The 17,353-nt window shown below is 48.5% G+C and carries 14 protein-coding genes; 12 read left to right on the top strand and 2 right to left on the bottom strand.

Annotation, left to right across the window (positions count from 1 at the left end):
- The first annotated feature begins 46 nt into the window (after nt 1–46).
- The 12 genes from BLA28_RS19320 to BLA28_RS19260 all read left to right on the top strand — a co-directional run bounded on the left by BLA28_RS19320 (nt 47) and on the right by BLA28_RS19260 (nt 14,563).
- Entirely contained in the window at nt 47–313 is a 267-nt protein-coding gene (locus tag BLA28_RS19320) for a helix-turn-helix transcriptional regulator (RefSeq protein WP_141702935.1), read from the top strand.
- Nucleotides 314–672: 359 nt separating this feature from the next.
- A complete protein-coding gene (locus BLA28_RS19310) occupies nt 673–3,462 on the top strand; it encodes a glycoside hydrolase family 3 protein (RefSeq protein WP_069157646.1) in 2,790 nt (929 codons plus the stop codon).
- A 15-nt stretch (nt 3,463–3,477) separates the two neighbouring features.
- The gene (locus tag BLA28_RS19305) at nt 3,478–4,836 is read left to right on the top strand and encodes an MATE family efflux transporter (protein ID WP_069157645.1); all 1,359 of its coding nucleotides are present in this window, start codon (nt 3,478–3,480) and stop codon (nt 4,834–4,836) included.
- Nucleotides 4,837–5,219: 383 nt separating this feature from the next.
- Nucleotides 5,220–6,047 carry a DNA adenine methylase gene (locus BLA28_RS19300; RefSeq protein ID WP_069157644.1) on the top strand — a complete coding sequence of 276 codons (828 nt, stop codon included), beginning with the start codon at nt 5,220–5,222 and terminating at the stop codon, nt 6,045–6,047.
- 52 nt (nt 6,048–6,099) lie between these two features.
- Nucleotides 6,100–6,891 (top strand): DNA-methyltransferase, encoded by a 792-nt coding sequence (locus BLA28_RS19295; protein ID WP_044970005.1) that lies wholly within the window; start codon nt 6,100–6,102, stop codon nt 6,889–6,891.
- A gap of 217 nt (nt 6,892–7,108) precedes the next feature.
- Nucleotides 7,109–7,768 carry a GntR family transcriptional regulator gene (locus BLA28_RS19290; protein WP_069157643.1) on the top strand — a complete coding sequence of 220 codons (660 nt, stop codon included), beginning with the start codon at nt 7,109–7,111 and terminating at the stop codon, nt 7,766–7,768.
- A 362-nt stretch (nt 7,769–8,130) separates the two neighbouring features.
- Complete coding sequence (locus BLA28_RS19285) at nt 8,131–9,048, top strand: ABC transporter permease (RefSeq protein WP_069157642.1); 918 nt, start codon at nt 8,131–8,133, stop codon at nt 9,046–9,048.
- A 58-nt stretch (nt 9,049–9,106) separates the two neighbouring features.
- On the top strand, nt 9,107–10,258 hold the full coding sequence (locus tag BLA28_RS19280; RefSeq protein WP_009251717.1) for an ABC transporter permease: 1,152 nt from the start codon (nt 9,107–9,109) through the stop codon (nt 10,256–10,258).
- A gap of 11 nt (nt 10,259–10,269) precedes the next feature.
- Entirely contained in the window at nt 10,270–11,286 is a 1,017-nt protein-coding gene (locus BLA28_RS19275; protein ID WP_009251716.1) for an ABC transporter ATP-binding protein, read from the top strand.
- A complete protein-coding gene (locus tag BLA28_RS19270; RefSeq protein ID WP_081330022.1) occupies nt 11,286–12,248 on the top strand; it encodes an ABC transporter ATP-binding protein in 963 nt (320 codons plus the stop codon). Before BLA28_RS19275 ends, BLA28_RS19270 begins: the two co-directional genes overlap by 1 nt.
- Nucleotides 12,249–12,318: 70 nt before the next feature.
- On the top strand, nt 12,319–14,031 hold the full coding sequence (locus BLA28_RS19265; RefSeq protein ID WP_069157641.1) for a peptide ABC transporter substrate-binding protein: 1,713 nt from the start codon (nt 12,319–12,321) through the stop codon (nt 14,029–14,031).
- Nucleotides 14,032–14,071: 40 nt separating this feature from the next.
- The gene (locus BLA28_RS19260) at nt 14,072–14,563 is read left to right on the top strand and encodes a peptidylprolyl isomerase (RefSeq protein ID WP_071699290.1); all 492 of its coding nucleotides are present in this window, start codon (nt 14,072–14,074) and stop codon (nt 14,561–14,563) included.
- Nucleotides 14,564–14,884: 321 nt separating this feature from the next.
- Here BLA28_RS19260 and BLA28_RS19255 read toward each other — a convergent pair whose 3' ends face one another.
- Together BLA28_RS19255 and BLA28_RS19250 are read right to left on the bottom strand one after the other, a co-directional pair.
- Nucleotides 14,885–15,718 carry an Rpn family recombination-promoting nuclease/putative transposase gene (locus BLA28_RS19255; protein WP_069157640.1) on the bottom strand — a complete coding sequence of 278 codons (834 nt, stop codon included), beginning with the start codon at nt 15,716–15,718 and terminating at the stop codon, nt 14,885–14,887.
- Between the two features lie 123 nt (nt 15,719–15,841).
- On the bottom strand, nt 15,842–17,041 hold the full coding sequence (locus BLA28_RS19250; protein ID WP_069157639.1) for a MalY/PatB family protein: 1,200 nt from the start codon (nt 17,039–17,041) through the stop codon (nt 15,842–15,844).
- Nucleotides 17,042–17,353 lie beyond the last annotated feature (312 nt).

Raw genomic sequence — 17,353 nt, 5'->3', positions numbered from 1 at the left:
TGTATTCCGCATTGTAGTGCCGTTGGACGATAGCTACTCCTTTGATATGGAAATTGGTTCGGAAACTAGAATTGCGACTGATGCGACTGATCGTGCGACTAATGCAACTAATCTTTCTGCTTCACTGTCTGATAATGAGCAGAGTGTACTAAATGCTATAAGGAGTAATCCGAAAATAACACAAAAACAGCTTCAAGAAGCTACTGGAATCACATTAGGAACTATCAAACGATTGCTGCCGAAACTTCAGGAAAAAGAAAAGTTGGAGAGAGTTGGTAATCGTCGTTCTGGTCAATGGAAAGTCAATGATTAACTGAATATGAAATAATGGAAGCTCAGATACTGATGAGATAAGTCAGTGTGCTGGGCTTCTTTTTTGCATTAGAGTATTTTTTAGACCGTACAAAATAAAATACGGAAATAAACAAGAGGTGATAGGAGCGATGGAAATAAACGAACCGGACTGCAAAATGATTGGGAAAAAGTTATCATGGCTGCAAGCGGGAATTGTTTCTGACCATGTGCCACATCATATCCCTATGAACGCATTCGCTTATGGATGCCTGCCTTTTTTACTTTATCATTCCTCACATTTTCCCGTATTCAATCCTTATAAACCTATGATATACTAAGGGTACATAATGCAAAATAAAAAAGGCGGGTAGAGATGCAATGAGTAAAAAAATGATTGGTGTCCCACTTGAGGGATTTGCGCAGCTGTGCAGGGAAGCAGCGGCTCAGGGCGCAGTTTTATTAAGAAATGAGGAGAATACCTTACCGGTTGAGGACGGAGAATGCGTTTCCGTGTTCGGAAGGATTCAGAAGGATTATTACAGAAGCGGGACAGGTTCAGGAGGGGCGGTAAACGTACCTTACACCACAAATCTGCTGGACAGCCTCAGGCAGTGCCAAAACATCAGGGTAAACGAAGAGTTGGCTGGAGCTTATGAAAGCTGGCTGCAGGAGAATCCTTTTGACGACGGCGGAGGAGGATGGGCGGCGGAACCCTGGAACCAGAAGGAAATGCCGGTGACGGAGGAAATGATACGACAGGCGGCTTCAAAATCGGATAAGGCGCTGGTGGTCATCGGAAGGACGGCGGGAGAAGGTAAGGACTATGAGGACCTGGAGGACAGTTACCGTCTGAACAGCCAGGAAAAAGAACTGCTCCGCATGGTAACCGGATATTTTAAGAAAACAGCCGTAATCCTCAATGTGACCTGTGTCATTGACATGAGCTTTTTAGCGGAAACCTATAAAAACCCCATAACCGCCGTGCTGTATGTATGGCATGGCGGCCAGGAAGGCGGCAATGCGGCTGCAGATGTGATTACCGGAAAGGTGACGCCCGGCGGGAAGCTGGCGGATACCATCGCATACAGCCTGGCGGATTATCCCTCCACTGCCAACCATGGAGGCGAACTGGAAAACATATATCAGGAAGATATTTACGTAGGCTACCGCTATTTTGAAACCTTTGCCCCGGAAAAGGTAATGTATCCCTTCGGTTTTGGTCTGTCCTATACCTCGTTTGACGTAAAGGCTTCCGGCGCCAGGGTGCAGGACGGCGAAATCCGGTTAAAGGTAACTGTAAAAAATACGGGTTCCCGTTATGCCGGCAGGGAAGCGGTGCAGGTGTATTACAGTGCTCCCCAGGGAAAACTGGGACGCCCGGTAAAAGAGCTTGCGGCATTTGCCAAGACAGGTCTTCTGGCTCCGGGAGAAGAGGAGGAGCTGTTCCTGCAGTTCCCGGTGAATGCTATGGCTGCCTATGATGACGGAGGATATACCGGAAATAAATCCTGCTATGTGCTGGAAGAAGGCTGTTACCGGATTTATGCCGGGACGAGCATCCGTGATCTGGAGCAGGTACAGGTGGACGGCGGGGAAGGTTTTGAGGTGGAGAGGCTGATCGTGACGGAACGGCTGGAGGAAGCCTGTGCACCTCAGAAGGAATTTGTCCGGTTAAAGCCCGGTGCATGTAAGTCCGGCGGCATTTATGAGATGAGCGGGGAAAACGTTCCGTTAAGGACCGTATCCCTGGAGGAACGCATTCGCGACAATATGCCGCCCGCGCTTACAAGAACAGGAAACCGTGAGATCCAGCTGAGGGATGTTCTGGAAGGAAATGAGCCTATGGAAGCCTTCCTGGCACAGCTGACGCCGGAAGAACTGGCGACGATTGTACGCGGAGAAGGCATGTGCAGTCCGCGGGTAACGCCCGGTGTGGCTTCCTGCTTCGGCGGATTGAGCAAATCCCTGCATGATGACTATGGAATTCCTGTGGCTGCGGCTGCGGACGGTCCCTCCGGCATCCGCATGGATGTGGGGGCACAGGCTACCCAGGTACCCATCGGAACCCTGCTGGCCTGTACTTTCGATACACCTCTTGTGGAAGAGCTTTATGTCATGGAAGGAAAAGAACTTCTTCGCAATGAGATAGACACCCTTTTGGGGCCCGGCATTAATATCCACAGAAATCCTCTCAACGGAAGGAATTTTGAATATTTTTCCGAAGATCCCCTGCTGACCGGTAAAATGGCGGCGGCTAATATCCGGGGTATTATGAAGGGCGGCTCCAACGCCACCATGAAGCATTATGCCTGCAACAGCCAGGAAAAGGTGAGAAATAAGGTGGATGCGGTTGTTTCGGAGCGGGCTCTCAGGGAAATCTATCTGAAGGCCTTTGAAATTGCGGTAAAGGAAGGCGGGGCCAATTCCGTTATGACAGCCTATAATCCGGTTAACGGCCACTGGAGCGCTTCCAATTATGATTTGAATACGACCATTCTCCGGAAGGAATGGGGCTTTACGGGTATCGTTATGACCGACTGGTGGTCCACCATGAACGATTGTGTGGAAGGCGGGGAAGAAAGCCGGGAAAATACGGCGGCCATGGTGCGGGCCCAGAATGATTTATATATGGTAGTGGATAACCTGGCGGCGGAAAATAATCCCATGGGGGATAATACGCTGGAGGCTTTAAGAACAGGAAAGCTGACGCTGGGCGAACTGCAGCGCTGCGCAGCCAATATCTGCCGTTTCCTGATGAAAGCGCCTGTCATGGAGCGTTCCCTCATGCCGGAAGAGGAACCGGAGCTGATTCCCGCAAAAGAAGCGGAAGAGATAAAGGGATGCAAAGAAAAGGCGGCTGTCCTGGAAAGCTCCTGCAGGGTTTCCACACCTATGAATACGCCCGTCCTTATTTTTGTGGAAAATGCCGGCGTATACCAGGTAAGGATATGTATGAAAACGGATAATCCGGATTTCCGCGCCCAGTCTGCCTGCAATGCCAGCCTGAACGGTGTGCGTTTTATGACTCCCCAGCTTAACGGGACGAACGGCGCGACCGTGGAACGGGATATGGGAAATGTGACATTGGAAAAAGGATACTATGAATTATGCCTTACGCCTACCAAAATGCCGGGAATTGAAGTGGAATGGTTTGAATTCCATTCCTGAGAAAAGGGAGCCTGTATGCAGACAAAAGACATGACTACTGGTTCTCCGGCAGGGCTGATTCTGCGTTTCGCCCTTCCTTTGATGTTGGGGAATGTGTTTCAGCAGTTTTATACCTTTGTAGATACTATGGTGGTGGGGCAGGCCCTGGGAGTGAAAGCCCTGGCGGCTCTGGGAGCCGCGGAATGGCTGACCTTTCTGATGTTCGGACTGGTTCAGGGGCTTGTCCAGGGCTTTTCCCTGGTGATGGCCAGACAATTTGGGGCCGGGGATGATAAGGGATTAAAAAAAGCAGTGGCAGGAGCGGTCTGGCTCAGCCTGGGCGCGGCGGTTTTGTTTACAGCGCTTGGGCAGCTGATGCTGCGGCCTGTTTTGCTGCTGCTTCGTACGCCAACGGAAATTATAGACCTGACTCTCATTTACCTTCGGATTCTATATGCCAGCCTGCCGGTTGCTTTTGCTTATAATCTGCTCGCCGCACTGCTGCGGGCTTTGGGGAACAGCAAAACGCCGCTCCAGGCAATGACGCTTTCTTCTTTTTGTAATATAGCGCTGGATCTTCTGTTCGTATTCGGCTTTGGCTGGGGAATACAGGGAGCCGCTGCAGCTACCGTGCTGGCACAGCTCCTGGCGGCTTGTTTTTGCTTCGTGAAGCTGCGGGGAAGCGGACTGTTTTCCCTGGGAAATAAGGAATATTATCCGGACAGGGACGTGATAAAGGAACAGCTGAAGCTGGGGCTTCCCATGGGCCTTCAGAATATGATTACGGCTATGGGGGGCCTGATTGTACAGTCCGTGATAAACGGTTTCGGCGTTCTGTTTATTGCCGGTTATACGGCGGCGAACAAGCTTTACGGGCTTCTGGAAATTGCTGCTTCTTCTTACGGCTATGCCATGTCAACCTATTCCGGGCAGAATATGGGTGCGGCCAGGTATGACAGGATTGGAAAAGGGCTGCGGGCTGCCAACTTGATCGGAGCGGCTACCGCGCTTTTGATGTCGGCGATTATGGTATTTTTTGGAAAGCCTGTTTTGGGCTGTTTTCTTACCGGAGACAGCGTGACGGTGGAAGGCGCCATGAGGATAGGCTATCATTTCCTATTGGTACTGGCTCTCTTTTTCCCGTTTCTGTATATACTCTACGTCACACGCTCCTGCATTCAGGGGATGGGAAATTCCCTTCTGCCCATGATTTCCAGCATTGTCCAGCTGGTGATGCGTACCGGCTGTGCCCTGCTTCTGCCGGCGCTGATAGGGGAATCGGGCGTTTTTTACGGAGAGGTATGCGCCTGGCTCGGAGCGGATTTACTGCTGGCATTCAGCTATTTTTACTGTATGAAGAAGCTCCGGACAGCGGCAGGACCAGCGGAGATTTGATATTATCTGAATTCCGTCCTGTGATTTGGGTTGTTATTTCTTCCGCTTTCTTCTATAATAAAAAGGCGCCGCACAGCGCGCAGGTTATTTCCCTGGTTGGGGTGTGCCGCCGTATGACTCTTTCCTGCAGCCGCTGTCGGGCAGTCAGTGTTCCTTACAGGGGACGCTCTCGCTCGGTTAAAAACGCAGCAGTACTAACGCTGTAAAGGACACAGCGTAAGGACTGGCGTTTTTAGACGCCCCTTACAGGAAACACTGACTGCCCGACAGCGGCTGCAGGAAAGAGCCATACGGCGGCACACCCCAGCCAGGGAAACCATGCGTACCAGTCAAATACTCCTCAGTAAGCCGATGGAGTATCAGCAGAAACGAAGGAATACAGCATGAATAGCACACCCATCGCGCCCTTTATTAAATGGGCGGGCGGTAAAAGGCAGCTGCTGCCTCAGATCAGCGCAAAGCTGCCGGAAACATATAACACCTATTATGAACCTTTCGTAGGGGGAGGGGCGGTAGTTTTCGCCCTTTGCCCTGCGTGTGCTGTCATCAATGATATTAATCCTGCCCTCGTTAACCTGTACAGACAGATTAAAACGAGCCCGGGTTCCGTGATTGCCCTGACAGACAGGCTGGATGAAGAGGCGGCTGCGGATGGCAAGGCCTGTTATTATGCCCGACGGGAAATTTTCAACGATAAGATGAAAAAGAAAGAATTCGACGGGGAGCTGGCGGCCTTATTTTTATATTTGAATAAACATTGTTTCAATGGACTATACCGTGTGAATGAAAAGGGGTATTTCAATGTGCCCTATAATAACAGCAGGGCCCGATCCTGCAGTCCGGAAAATATTCTGGCTGTATCGGAATATCTGCAGAAGGTGACCATAATGGAGGGCGATTTCCAGGATGCCTGCAGGGATGCGGCCAGGGGAGATTTTGTGTTCTTTGACAGCCCCTATGCTCCTTTAAATCCTTCCTCCTTTGAGTCCTATACCAAGGAGGGATTCGATGTGGAGAGCCACCAGAGGCTGGCAGGACTGTTCCGGGAGCTTACGGAAAGAGGCTGCAGCTGTATGCTGACCAACCACAATACGGATTTTATCAATGAATTATATGAGGGCTTCCGAAAGGAAGTGGTGGTGGTAAAGCGTAATATCAACTCCGATGCCAGCAAGAGGGTGGGGGAGGAAATTATCATAACAAACTATTAGGAGGGGCTGTCGCAGGGTGCCGCGGGAGTATGAGCGGCTGCCGGAAAAAGATATGGATAAAATACTGCATACCAGGCAGAAGCCTTATTATGAAACGGAAACGGAACAGCTTTATCTGGGAGACAGCTTTGTGCTTCTGCCGAAAATGGAACCGGAGAGCGTGGATATGATCTTTGCGGATCCCCCTTATTTTCTCAGTAATGACGGGGTGACCTGCCAGGGCGGTAAAATGGTCTCCGTGAATAAAGGGGATTGGGATCAGGGAATGGACTGCAATTCCAAGCACGCCTTTAACCGGAAATGGCTGCGCCTGTGTAAAAAGGTTCTGAAGCCTGACGGCTCCATATGGATATCCGGTACGCTTCATAATATTTATTCCATCGGCCTGGCCCTGGAGCAGGAAGGCTATAAAATTATCAATAACATAACCTGGCAGAAAACCAACCCGCCTCCTAACCTGGCCTGCCGCTGCTTCACCCATTCCACAGAGACGATTCTCTGGGCAAGAAAGGATGACAAAAAGGCCCATCATCATTTCAATTATGATTTGATGAAGGAGGAAAACGGCGGGAAACAGATGAAGGATGTGTGGACGGGAAGCCTGACCAGGGCTTCGGAAAAGAAAGAGGGGAAGCACCCTACACAGAAGCCGGAATATCTTCTGGAACGGATAATCCGCGCTTCAACCGAAGAGGGGATGCTTGTGCTGGATCCTTTCTGCGGTTCCGGAACGACCGGCGTAGCTGCCAGGAAGCTGGGAAGAAAATTTATCGGTCTGGAGATGCAGGAGGATTACATAAAGATCAGCCGCAGAAGGCTGGAAAAAACAAATACGAGTGCGTAGAGGGAAAGGTTTTTCCCAAGGAGAATATGGTATTCCGGGCAGCTGTTTCCTGAAAGGGAAGCATCTGCCCGGATTTTTCTTGAACACAGGGAAAGTCTGCAGAGTGCGGAAGCTGTTTTTTGTACGGCGGAAAATACAGAAAAGACTTGAAATATAGAAAAAAAGCAGATAATATATAAGTGAATAGATTACTGATATGATTAAAGGAGAGAGTGCTATGCAGTTGACGGAAGATGTAAATTTTACAACAGAAAAGAAGGAGTTGCTTTCAGAAAAAATTCACGATGAAATTCTGGAGCTTATTATAAAAAATGCTTCGGAGGAGGAGCAGGTGCTGAATGAAAAACGCCTTGTGGAGCTGTTCGGCGTGAGCAAGGCTCCTGTCCGGGAGGCCCTGATAAAGCTGTGCAGCGAAGGGGTGCTGAGGAATGTTCCCCGTTATGGCTATGTTGTGGTTAAAATGAAGGAAAAGGATGCCCGGGATATTCTGAAGCTGCGCTGCATTCTGGAACTGGAGGCATTAAAAGACGGCTTTGAAGCGATCATTCAGTATCACCTGGAGGATATTAAAAGGCATATTGATAATGCGGCGCTTATGCAGCAGGAACCGGTGGATGTCTGGAAGGTATGGGAAGACAATGAAGCGTTCCATCTCCTTCTCGCATCTTATGCGGACAATCAGCTGCTGAATAAGTTCCTGAAGGAAAGCCTGAGTATTCAGAAGAGGATTTATGCGCAGTTTTCCTGGAATAAAAAGCAGAGCATGGATGATCAGCTTGATAAAGAACCTCATGTGGGAATTTATCAGGCTTTGTGCGATAAGGATCTGGAAAAGGCGCAGGAGCTTCTTCGGAGAGACATTTCATCCGTGCTGTGACGGAAGCATATACAACAGATAAAAGGGAGCCGTTCTCAAGAACCGGTTTCGGATCAGTGGTGTTTCAATGAGTAAACAGCCTCTGGTCCGGGACCGTTTTTTTTATTATTTTGGGTTCCGGAAACGAAAAATAAAGAGGTTACATAGAGGCTTAAAAGTAACGATAATGTACATGGAAAAGCAGAAATGGAAGATAGAGGATGGGCTGAGGCAAACAGAAAAACATTGACAGAGGCAGAACCGCAGGTTTATAATCGACCTTAAATAATTTTCAATGTGTTTTAAGGGAGTACAAGTGACTGCCAGTGACGGAAAAGGCAGAAGGTAAGCCCAAAAAATGAGGGATATGAGAGGGAAGAAATATGGTTCGCTATTTTGCAAAACGATTTGGGATGATGCTGGTGGCAATGTTCCTGATAATACTGCTGACCTTTGTCATCATGCATTCCATACCGGGCGGTCCATTTACCAGTGACCGTAAGGTATCGGAAGAAGTGGAAGCGGCGCTGAATGAGAAATATCATCTGGACAGGCCGCTGCCGGTACAGTTCTTTGAATATCTGGGCGGAGTTCTTCACGGGGATTTGGGTCCCTCCTATAAATATACCGGAAAAGAAGTCAGTGAATTTATCAAAAACGGTTTTCCGGTATCCGCGAAGCTGGGCGGAATCACCATTATTTTTGTGATGCTGGCGGCTGTCCCCATGGGAATTTTAGCTGCGGTGAAGAACGGAAAGTGGCAGGATATGCTGGTTATGTCGCTGGCAACCATCGGTGTGACCATCCCTTCTTTTGTTATCGCGTCTCTTCTGATTTATTTTTTCTCCTATAAACTGAATTGGCTTCCCACCTTCGGCCTCGACAGCTGGAAGGGATATATTCTTCCTGTAGTCGCTTTGGGGGGATATTCCCTGAGCTATATGGCCAGGCTGATGCGTTCAAGCCTTCTGGAGGTCATGGGCCAGGACTACATAAGGACAGCCAGGGCAAAAGGGCTTTCAGAGACCAGCGTCATTCTGAAGCATGCCATGAGAAATGCCCTGATTCCGGTGATCACGGTACTTGGCCCCACAATAGCGAATATGATGACGGGGAGCTTTGTCATTGAAAAAATCTTCGCGATTCCCGGACTTGGCGTTCATTTTGTGAACAGCGTGTCTCAGCGGGATTACACGACTATCACGGGAGTAACCATTTTCTATGCCGCATTTCTGATGGCGATGATTTTTATTGTAGATATATTCTACTGCCTGATTGATCCCAGGATTAAGTACGACTGAAAAAGATTAGCAAGGATAAAGACGACAGCGCCGGGCGCAGAGATGGGAGCAGTAAGTCATGGACAACAAATGGGATATGCTGGAGTCCTCCAATGAGGACAGGGAAAAAATATGGACAAAGAACAGGACCTTTGCGGGGGATGTATGGTTCCGGTTCCGCCATAAGCCTACTTCGATTGCGGGCTTTGTAATCATTCTTCTTCTGATATTATTCGCGGCCTTCGGCCCTCTTTTTACAAAATACAGTTATTCGGTGCAGGATTTGGAGGTTGTGAACATTCCTCCCCGGATGAAGGTCTATGAAACGCCGGACAATACCGGTTATCTTTATATCACACAGGCGATGAAGGTGCTTCAGGTGAACAGTGACGGAACCCTCGGCATCCAGCTGAAAAAAGTCAGGGAAGAATCCGAACGCATGATGACGATTTTTGACTGCAATGGGACAGAGGTAGCTCTTTATTACGGGCAGAAGCCGTATGTGATAGCCAATCCGGAAAATAATACGATCTACCGGTCAAAAAATATCTGGAATAAATCCTACCTGTTAGGAACGGACAATCTGGGCAGGGATATCCTTACCAGACTGATGTACGGCACGCGGGTTTCCCTGATGGTTGCCTTTGTCGCCGTGGCGGTGAATCTGGTTATCGGGGTTCTCTACGGCGGTATTTCGGGATATCTGGGAGGAAATGTGGATGCTGTGATGATGCGTATTGTGGATATCATCAGCACAATTCCGCTGACGCTTTATGTCATTCTGATCATGGTGATTTTAGGCTCGGGGCTGCAGAGTATCGTTATCGCCCTGGGAACCGTTTACTGGGTGGATATGGCGAGAGTGGTCCGCGGCCAGGTGCTCGGGCTGAAGGAGCAGGAATTTGTCCAGGCTGCGAAAACCATAGGCTCTTCCACCAAAACCATCCTGCTTTCCCACCTGATACCCAATGCCATGGGTTCTATTCTGGTAACCGTAACCATGCTGATACCGTCCGCTATTTTTATGGAAGCCTTCCTGGGATATCTGGGTATCGGGCTGCAGCCGCCCCTTGCCAGCCTTGGAACCATGTGCAACGACGCGACAGAGAACCTTCGTTCCTGTCCTCATCAGCTGTTCATTCCGGCTCTTGTTATCTGCCTGATCATGTTTGCTTTTAATTTTGTAGGCGATGGGCTGCGGGATGCGCTGGATCCGAAACTGAAAAAATAAGAGGTGAAATCATGGACGCAATATTACAGGTAGAGAATTTAACAACCTCTTTTCTGACCAGCAACGGCGAGGTACAGGCAGTACGCGGCGTCAGCTTCAGCGTCGGTAAGGGTGAAATACTGGGAATCGTGGGAGAATCGGGGAGCGGTAAGAGTGTGACCTCCATGTCCATTCTGCGGCTTCTGGCGGATACGGCAAGAATTAAGGACGGTTCCATCCTTTTTGAAGGAGAGGATTTAACCAAAGTATCGAAAAAAAAGCTCCGCGAAATCCGCGGAAATAAAATATCCATGATTTTTCAGGATCCCATGTCTTCACTGAATCCGCTGATTCCCGTAGGAAAACAGGTTTCGGAGATGATCAAGATCCACCATCCCAAAATGGGGAAAGAGGAACGGAAGGCTCAGGTTATGGAATTATTCGCTAAAGTGCGTATCCCTGAGCCGGAGAAGCGTTACCACAGCTTTCCTCATGAATTTTCCGGCGGGATGCGGCAGCGTGTCATGATCGCCATGGCGCTTGCCAACAAGCCGGAGCTGCTGATTGCGGATGAACCGACAACGGCGCTGGATGTGACCATTCAGGATCAGATCCTGAGACAGCTCAGGGAGCTGGACAAGGAATATGGCGCCAGCATTATTTTTATCACCCATGATCTTGGCGTGGTGGCTGAACTGTGTGACAGGGTGCTGGTTATGTACGGCGGCCTGATTATGGAAGAAGCGCGGATAGAAGATATTTTTGAACGGCCCGGCCATCCTTATACCATGGGCCTTCTGCATTCGATCCCCGATGTGGAGCAGGAAAAAAGTGAGCGGCTTGAGCCTATACCCGGTTCACCCCCGGATATGACCAATCCGCCTGCGGGCTGTCCGTTCGCTCCTCGCTGCTCTTATGCCAGAAAAGTGTGTGCCGGTTCTCTTCCTGATTTTGTGGAAGTGGGAGAAGGGCACCGGACCAGGTGCTTTCTGCAGTATGAGGACGCGCCGGCAGATGAACACAATCCATTTCGCGGGGGGAACAGATGATGAACGAACAGAACATGCTTGAAGTAAGGAATCTGACCAAACATTTTAAAGTGGGATCAAAGCAGATCGTTCATGCGGTGGATGGAGTCAGTTTTACTTTAAAAAAAGGAAAAACCCTTGGCCTGGTGGGAGAATCCGGCTGCGGGAAATCAACCTGTGCCAGGACTATTATACGGATGTACGCCCCCACATCGGGGCAGATCCTTTTGAACGGTGAGGATATCACGGAGCTGAAGCAAAAGCAGCTGAAGCCTTACCGGAAAAATATGCAGATGATTTTTCAGGACCCTTATGCCTCTTTAAATGCAAGAATGACTGTCCGGGATATCATCGCGGAGCCTTTGATCGCCCATGGCGTCGTCAGGAAGAAAGAGGATGCCAACGAACTCATTTATCCCATGCTGGAGAGGGTAGGGCTGACAAAGGAGCACAGCGGCAGATATGCCCATGAGTTTTCCGGCGGGCAGAGACAGCGTGTGGGGATTGCCAGGGCGCTGATTCTTCAGCCGGATCTGGTCATTTGCGATGAGCCCATATCGGCACTTGACGTATCCATCCAGGCGCAGGTAGTTAACCTGCTGAAGGATTTCCAGGAGGAAAAGGGAGTCTCTTATCTGTTTATAGCCCATGATCTTTCCATGGTGCGTTATGTATCGGATGATGTGGGCGTCATGTATCTGGGGCAGCTGGTGGAAGTCAGCGAATCGAATGAGATCTATAAAAACCCGCTGCATCCCTATACGAAGGGACTGCTGGGCAGCATTCCCATTGCCAATCCCAAACTGGCAAGAATGAAAGAAAAGAGCGGCATGGAGGGGGATATTCCCAGCCCCATCGACCCGCCTTCAGGCTGCCGTTTCCATACCAGATGCCCTTATGCGAAGGACATCTGTTCCCAGCAGGTGCCGCAGCTTAAGGATGCGGGAAACGGGCATATGACAGCCTGTCATCTGTATGGCTGATAACCAGGTTTTTCGGTATGATACTATATCATGCCTGAAGCATAAATTATCCATGAGGAGGAAATATTTTATGAAAAAGAAAGCATTAAGTCTGTTTCTCGCCCTTGGCCTGATGTGTACTGCTGTGCTGTCCGGCTGTGGATCCGGATCGGACAGCGGAGAGCTCCAGACCATTGCTCCGCTGCCGTCAACAGAGGCTGCGGAAGAAGGAACTGCTTCCGAGGAAAGCGCAGGAGCGGTTGAAGAGGCTGCAGGCGCACAGGAAATGACCTTTGTACTCAATAACGAGCCGGACGGAATCGATCCCGGCATCACCAACAACTCTTTCGCAGTCCCCTTTATTGTGAACTGCTTTGAAGGACTCGTTACTTATTCGGAAAGCGGTGAAGTCGTACCGGGCAATGCGGAATCCTGGGACGTCAATGATGATATGACCGTATATACCTTCCATCTGAGAGACGGTCTGAAATGGAGTGACGGAACACCTCTGACAGCTAACGATTACGTATACTCCGCACTTCGTGTCCTCACTCCGGAAACCACATCCCAGTATGTGGACATGATTTCCGATTATGTGGTAAACGGACAGGAATACTATGACGGAACGGCAAAGGCAGAGGATGTAGGCATTAAGGCCCTTGATGACAAAACACTGGAATTTACCCTGAAAGCCCCCTGCTCTTATTATGTGGATCTTGTGAGCATGTGGGTATATTACCCTGTTCAGGAAGCTACGGTGGAAGCCAATGGGGACAAGTGGACCAATGCTGCCGACACCTATGTCTGCAACGGCCCCTTCAAGATCACAGAGATGAATATGGGCGAAAGCATTGTTCTGGAAAAGAATGAAAACTATTGGGATGCTGCCAATGTTACGCTGGAAAAACTGACCTATCGTTATATCCTGGATGTTGCAACAGCTCTGACCGCTTATGAAAGCGGCGAGGTTGACGGCGTGAGAAGCATTCCTTCCAGCGATATGGCCCGCCTGAAGGCTGAAAATGCAGGACTTAAATCAACCCCCAGCTACGGAACCGTATATTATAATATCAACTGTGCAAAAGCACCCTACGATAACCCGCTGGTAAGAAAAGCACTCTGCCTGGCAATTGACAGGGAAGCGCTGATCAACAATGTGGTTCAGACAGATGCAGAACCTGCATACAGCTTCCTGTCTCCCGGCTATGTGGTGGACGGGAAGGACATTCTGGACGGACGCAGTGATTTCGGTCTGTCACCTACGGCGGATGCGGAAGCGGCGAAGGCAGCTCTTGCGGAGGCCGGTTATCCTGACGGAGAAGGCTTCCCTACGGTTCAGCTGTCCTTCTATTCCGATGATAACGTGAAGAAGGTAGCGGAAGCTATCAAAGAAATGTGGGAACAGAATCTGGGAATTACCGTTGAAGTAACCTCTGCAGACTGGGCCGTATTCTACAGCGATGTCCAGAGCGGAAATTATGAAGTATGCGCAATGGGATGGAGCGCCGATTACGTAAATCCCATGAGCTTCCTGCCTCTGCTCTATACCGATGTTGTATCAAACAACTGCTTCTACAGCAATCCTGATTACGATGCGGTAGTGGATCAGGTAAAGGTGGAAAAGGATGCGGCAAAAGCAGGTGAACTGGTAAAGCAGGCGGATGATATTGTTTCTAATGAATATCCGGTTGTTCCGCTGTACTACAAAGCAAACAACTATCTGCTGAAGGATTATGTCCAGGGTGTGTATATGACATCTTCAGGCAACCTGTACTTCAAAAATGCAAAGGTGCTTGCGAAATAAGGTGATTATGCCTGTTTGAAAGAAAAAGAGGATTCAGGCTTTGAAATGTATTATTACAACAGAAGGCTTCGGGGATATGGTATTTGAACTGTATCCCGGGCTGGCCCCTGTTACGGTGAAGAATTTCGTGGACATGGTGAACAGCGGCTTCTATAACGGACTGGCCTGGTGCCGTATCGTGAAGGATTATGTGATACAGGCAGGCTCTCCGGATAATGATATCATGACAGACAGTGAATGGCATATCAAAGGAGAATTCGCGGAAAATGGTGTTCCGAACCCGATTCCTCATAAAAGAGGGGCGCTTTCCATGGCAAGAGATGATGCCTATGATACAGCAGGAACGCAGTTCTTTGTGGTTCATAAGGATGCCCATAAGCTGGATGGCCGTTATGCGGCTTTCGGACAGCTTGTGTCAGGGTTTGAGGTGCTGGATCGGATTGCCGATCTTCCCACGCATGGGCCGGAATCTTGGAATAAACCGTTGGAAATGCCGGTAATGACCAGCATAAGGATTGAAATGGAAGAATAGTAATATGTTATTGGAAAGGCCGGTGCGAAAACGCCGGCTTTTTTCGTTGAATTCTTTATTTCTGCGGGTACCGGGATAAGTGGAGCGCCGATTTCTGATTTTATAGCATTAATTATTACCGTTCTATTGATAAAAAGGAAATGATGCAAAAGAGATGAAACAAAAACAGATTGGAAAAGAATATTTTATGTAAACTTATTGCCGCGTAACAGAGAAAATTCATCGATTGGTTTTATTGATATTTTGAGAAATAATGAATAATAGATTTTTTATGACAGGCCGGTGTCTGAGGCCGGCCCGCAGAGTTTGACAAGATTAGGACTATAATTGATATTTGTGATAATAGGTTTCCCGGAGCTTTTCATCAGCCGCGATTTTGGGAATCTCATATTCCAGGCCATCTCTTAATAAGAATGAAATGAGATCAGCCATTCTTTTTTCACCGATAACTGTTCCGATAACTTTTCCGGTAGCTTCACCATCTTCATGCTCACGTCTCAACAGCTCTTCAAATTTCATGTACTTCGCCTCCCATTCACGGCTTGCTTTCAGTTCACTGATTTTCCGGTGAATCTGATTCAGCGTATCATCCTGCATCTGTTCCACAAAGGCATCCGTGGAATTCTCCACATACTGCAGAAAATGGATTAATACGGGAGATACGTCCGAATGATTGGTTCCCCTGGTATTCAGAAAAATCTTACAGGTACCGTCATTCAAAGGTTTTCCTGTTTCATAGCAAATGTTTTCAAAGGTATACCGGAATAGCTGATCTTCAAAAGGATCAAAGGTACAGATAAAAATAATATAACTGCTTCCCAGACATACAAAATCATCCCCGGGATTTAAGGACTTCACGTCCATTTCCGCCTGATACAGGCGGCTGCGTTTCGGAAGACTGTCTTTGTCACCCTCGTTCTGCATTTCTAAATCATAATCAACGTGTGACTGGTCCGAGGCATAGACATCGAGACGGATACTTCTGAAATCAGAGCTGAACATAATACTCTTTTCCGTTTCTACTTTTATTGGGCCCAGTGGTTTTCCGATAATCAATTCCAGAATAATCCGGCATAGTTCGGGATCGCTCAGGGCAAGGGCAAAAAGAAAAGCATTATTAAGGTTCAGCTCTTTAAAACTTGTCTTGGTATTCATGACTGCTCCCTCTGCGCGTAGTGCGCATATTTCTGATGAAATATCCTGGCTGGCAGCAGGAGTGTCATAAAATATTCTTTTCCTGAAATAATTATAAACTATAAATAAGCTGTAATCAACCGCTTATTTGTTAAAAACATATTTATCCAGACGTGCCATGGCTTCCGCAACCTGAGAATGAGGAAGCGCCAGATTCAGGCGGATGGCATAAGGTCTGTGGAAAGGCCGGCCGTCCTGCCAGATGACGCCGACACGGATACCGGCGCGGATAAGTTCATCCATAGACATGTCATGCTCCTGGCAGAATTTTTCGCAGTCAAGATACAGCATATAGGTACCTTCCGGTTTAGCCAGTTCTACACCGGAGAAGTGGTCGAGGATATAACTGTAGGCATATTCCACATTTTCCGTGAGAACATGGCGAAGCTCATCCACCCATTCGTGGCCTTCCGGCTGATAGGCGCCGATAAGGGCATGCATGGACAGAACGTTCATGCTGTTGTAGTGGGAGAGCTCAGCCTGTTTCCTTACCCGGTCACGCAGATAGGGGTTATAAATAATATGATAGGAGCCAATCAGGCCGGCCAGGTTGAAGGTTTTGGAAGGGGCATAAACCGCGATAGTCCTGTTTCTGGCATCTTCTGAAATGGACTGGGTGGGAATGTGTTTATGTCCTTCGAGGGTCAAATCCGACCATATCTCATCGGAAACCACGACACAGTTATTTCTGGAATAAACCTCCATTGCCTTTTCGATTTCCTCCCGCGTCCAGACACGTCCGCAGGGATTGTGGGGGGAGCAGAATACGGCGAAATGAATATGGTTTTCCTTCAGCTTCCTGTCCATATCCTCATAGTCCATACGCCAGATGCCCTCTTCATCCCGTACGAGATCGCTTAAGATGATTTTGCGGCCGATGCTTTCCAGCGCATGGGTGAAACCGATATAGGTAGGGGAATGAAGGAGTACGGCCTCTCCGGGAGCGCTGAAGGCCTGGGCGGCGGAGGAGACGCAGCCAAGCACGCCGTTTTCATAACCGATAGCTTCCTTTGTCAGGCCTTCCACACCATTGCGTGTGTTCTGCCATTCTATGATTTTGCCGTAATATTCTTCTCTGGGATCAAAATAGCCGAAGGCAGGATGCTTTGCACGCTCTATGATGGCATCCTGGATGGTGGGAACCGTAGCAAAGTTCATATCGGCAACCCACATGGGGATTTTGGAGAAGCCCTCCGCCACCTCTGCGTTGTCAAAAGGGATGACATCTACAGCGATGGAATCCTTTCCCTGTCTGTCAATGATGGAAGTAAAATCGTATTTCATAGTATTTTCTCCTATAAGTATATTAATTATTTTCATGAGGTAATGCCAACAGGCTGACGGAGCAGCAGTCGGCATCCTCGGAAAAGCAGTGGGTTTATGATCTGGACAATTGTTTTTTATTTATGCCCTTGTGAAAGGAAGATTTTCATATGATCATAGTTTACTATTACCGCAGGGGATATTCAATGGGGATTTTTTGTTAAAGGACAGATAAAAGAACAAATGTTACATTACCTACCTGTATTGCATTCTGCCAGTTAAGAAGAGAAAAGATTGACATTGTCAAACATCGGGAATATACTTGACTTAATC

The organism is Eisenbergiella tayi (assembly GCF_001881565.1).
GTDB lineage: Bacteria > Bacillota > Clostridia > Lachnospirales > Lachnospiraceae > Eisenbergiella > Eisenbergiella tayi.
This window is presented reverse-complemented; position numbering and strand designations above follow the sequence as displayed.

What these genes read in the sequence shown, in the direction of transcription:
- BLA28_RS19320 (WP_141702935.1), top strand. Translation starts at nt 47, where the DNA reads ATGGAAATTGGTTCGGAAACTAGAATTGCGACTGATGCGACTGATCGT.
- BLA28_RS19295 (WP_044970005.1), top strand. Translation starts at nt 6,100, where the DNA reads ATGGATAAAATACTGCATACCAGGCAGAAGCCTTATTATGAAACGGAA.
- BLA28_RS19265 (WP_069157641.1), top strand. Translation starts at nt 12,319, where the DNA reads ATGAAAAAGAAAGCATTAAGTCTGTTTCTCGCCCTTGGCCTGATGTGT.
- BLA28_RS19280 (WP_009251717.1), top strand. Translation starts at nt 9,107, where the DNA reads ATGGACAACAAATGGGATATGCTGGAGTCCTCCAATGAGGACAGGGAA.
- BLA28_RS19305 (WP_069157645.1), top strand. Translation starts at nt 3,478, where the DNA reads ATGCAGACAAAAGACATGACTACTGGTTCTCCGGCAGGGCTGATTCTG.
- BLA28_RS19285 (WP_069157642.1), top strand. Translation starts at nt 8,131, where the DNA reads ATGGTTCGCTATTTTGCAAAACGATTTGGGATGATGCTGGTGGCAATG.
- BLA28_RS19270 (WP_081330022.1), top strand. Translation starts at nt 11,286, where the DNA reads ATGAACGAACAGAACATGCTTGAAGTAAGGAATCTGACCAAACATTTT.
- BLA28_RS19300 (WP_069157644.1), top strand. Translation starts at nt 5,220, where the DNA reads ATGAATAGCACACCCATCGCGCCCTTTATTAAATGGGCGGGCGGTAAA.
- BLA28_RS19250 (WP_069157639.1), bottom strand. Translation starts at nt 17,041, where the DNA reads ATGAAATACGATTTTACTTCCATCATTGACAGACAGGGAAAGGATTCC.
- BLA28_RS19255 (WP_069157640.1), bottom strand. Translation starts at nt 15,718, where the DNA reads ATGAATACCAAGACAAGTTTTAAAGAGCTGAACCTTAATAATGCTTTT.
- BLA28_RS19275 (WP_009251716.1), top strand. Translation starts at nt 10,270, where the DNA reads ATGGACGCAATATTACAGGTAGAGAATTTAACAACCTCTTTTCTGACC.
- BLA28_RS19310 (WP_069157646.1), top strand. Translation starts at nt 673, where the DNA reads ATGAGTAAAAAAATGATTGGTGTCCCACTTGAGGGATTTGCGCAGCTG.
- BLA28_RS19290 (WP_069157643.1), top strand. Translation starts at nt 7,109, where the DNA reads ATGCAGTTGACGGAAGATGTAAATTTTACAACAGAAAAGAAGGAGTTG.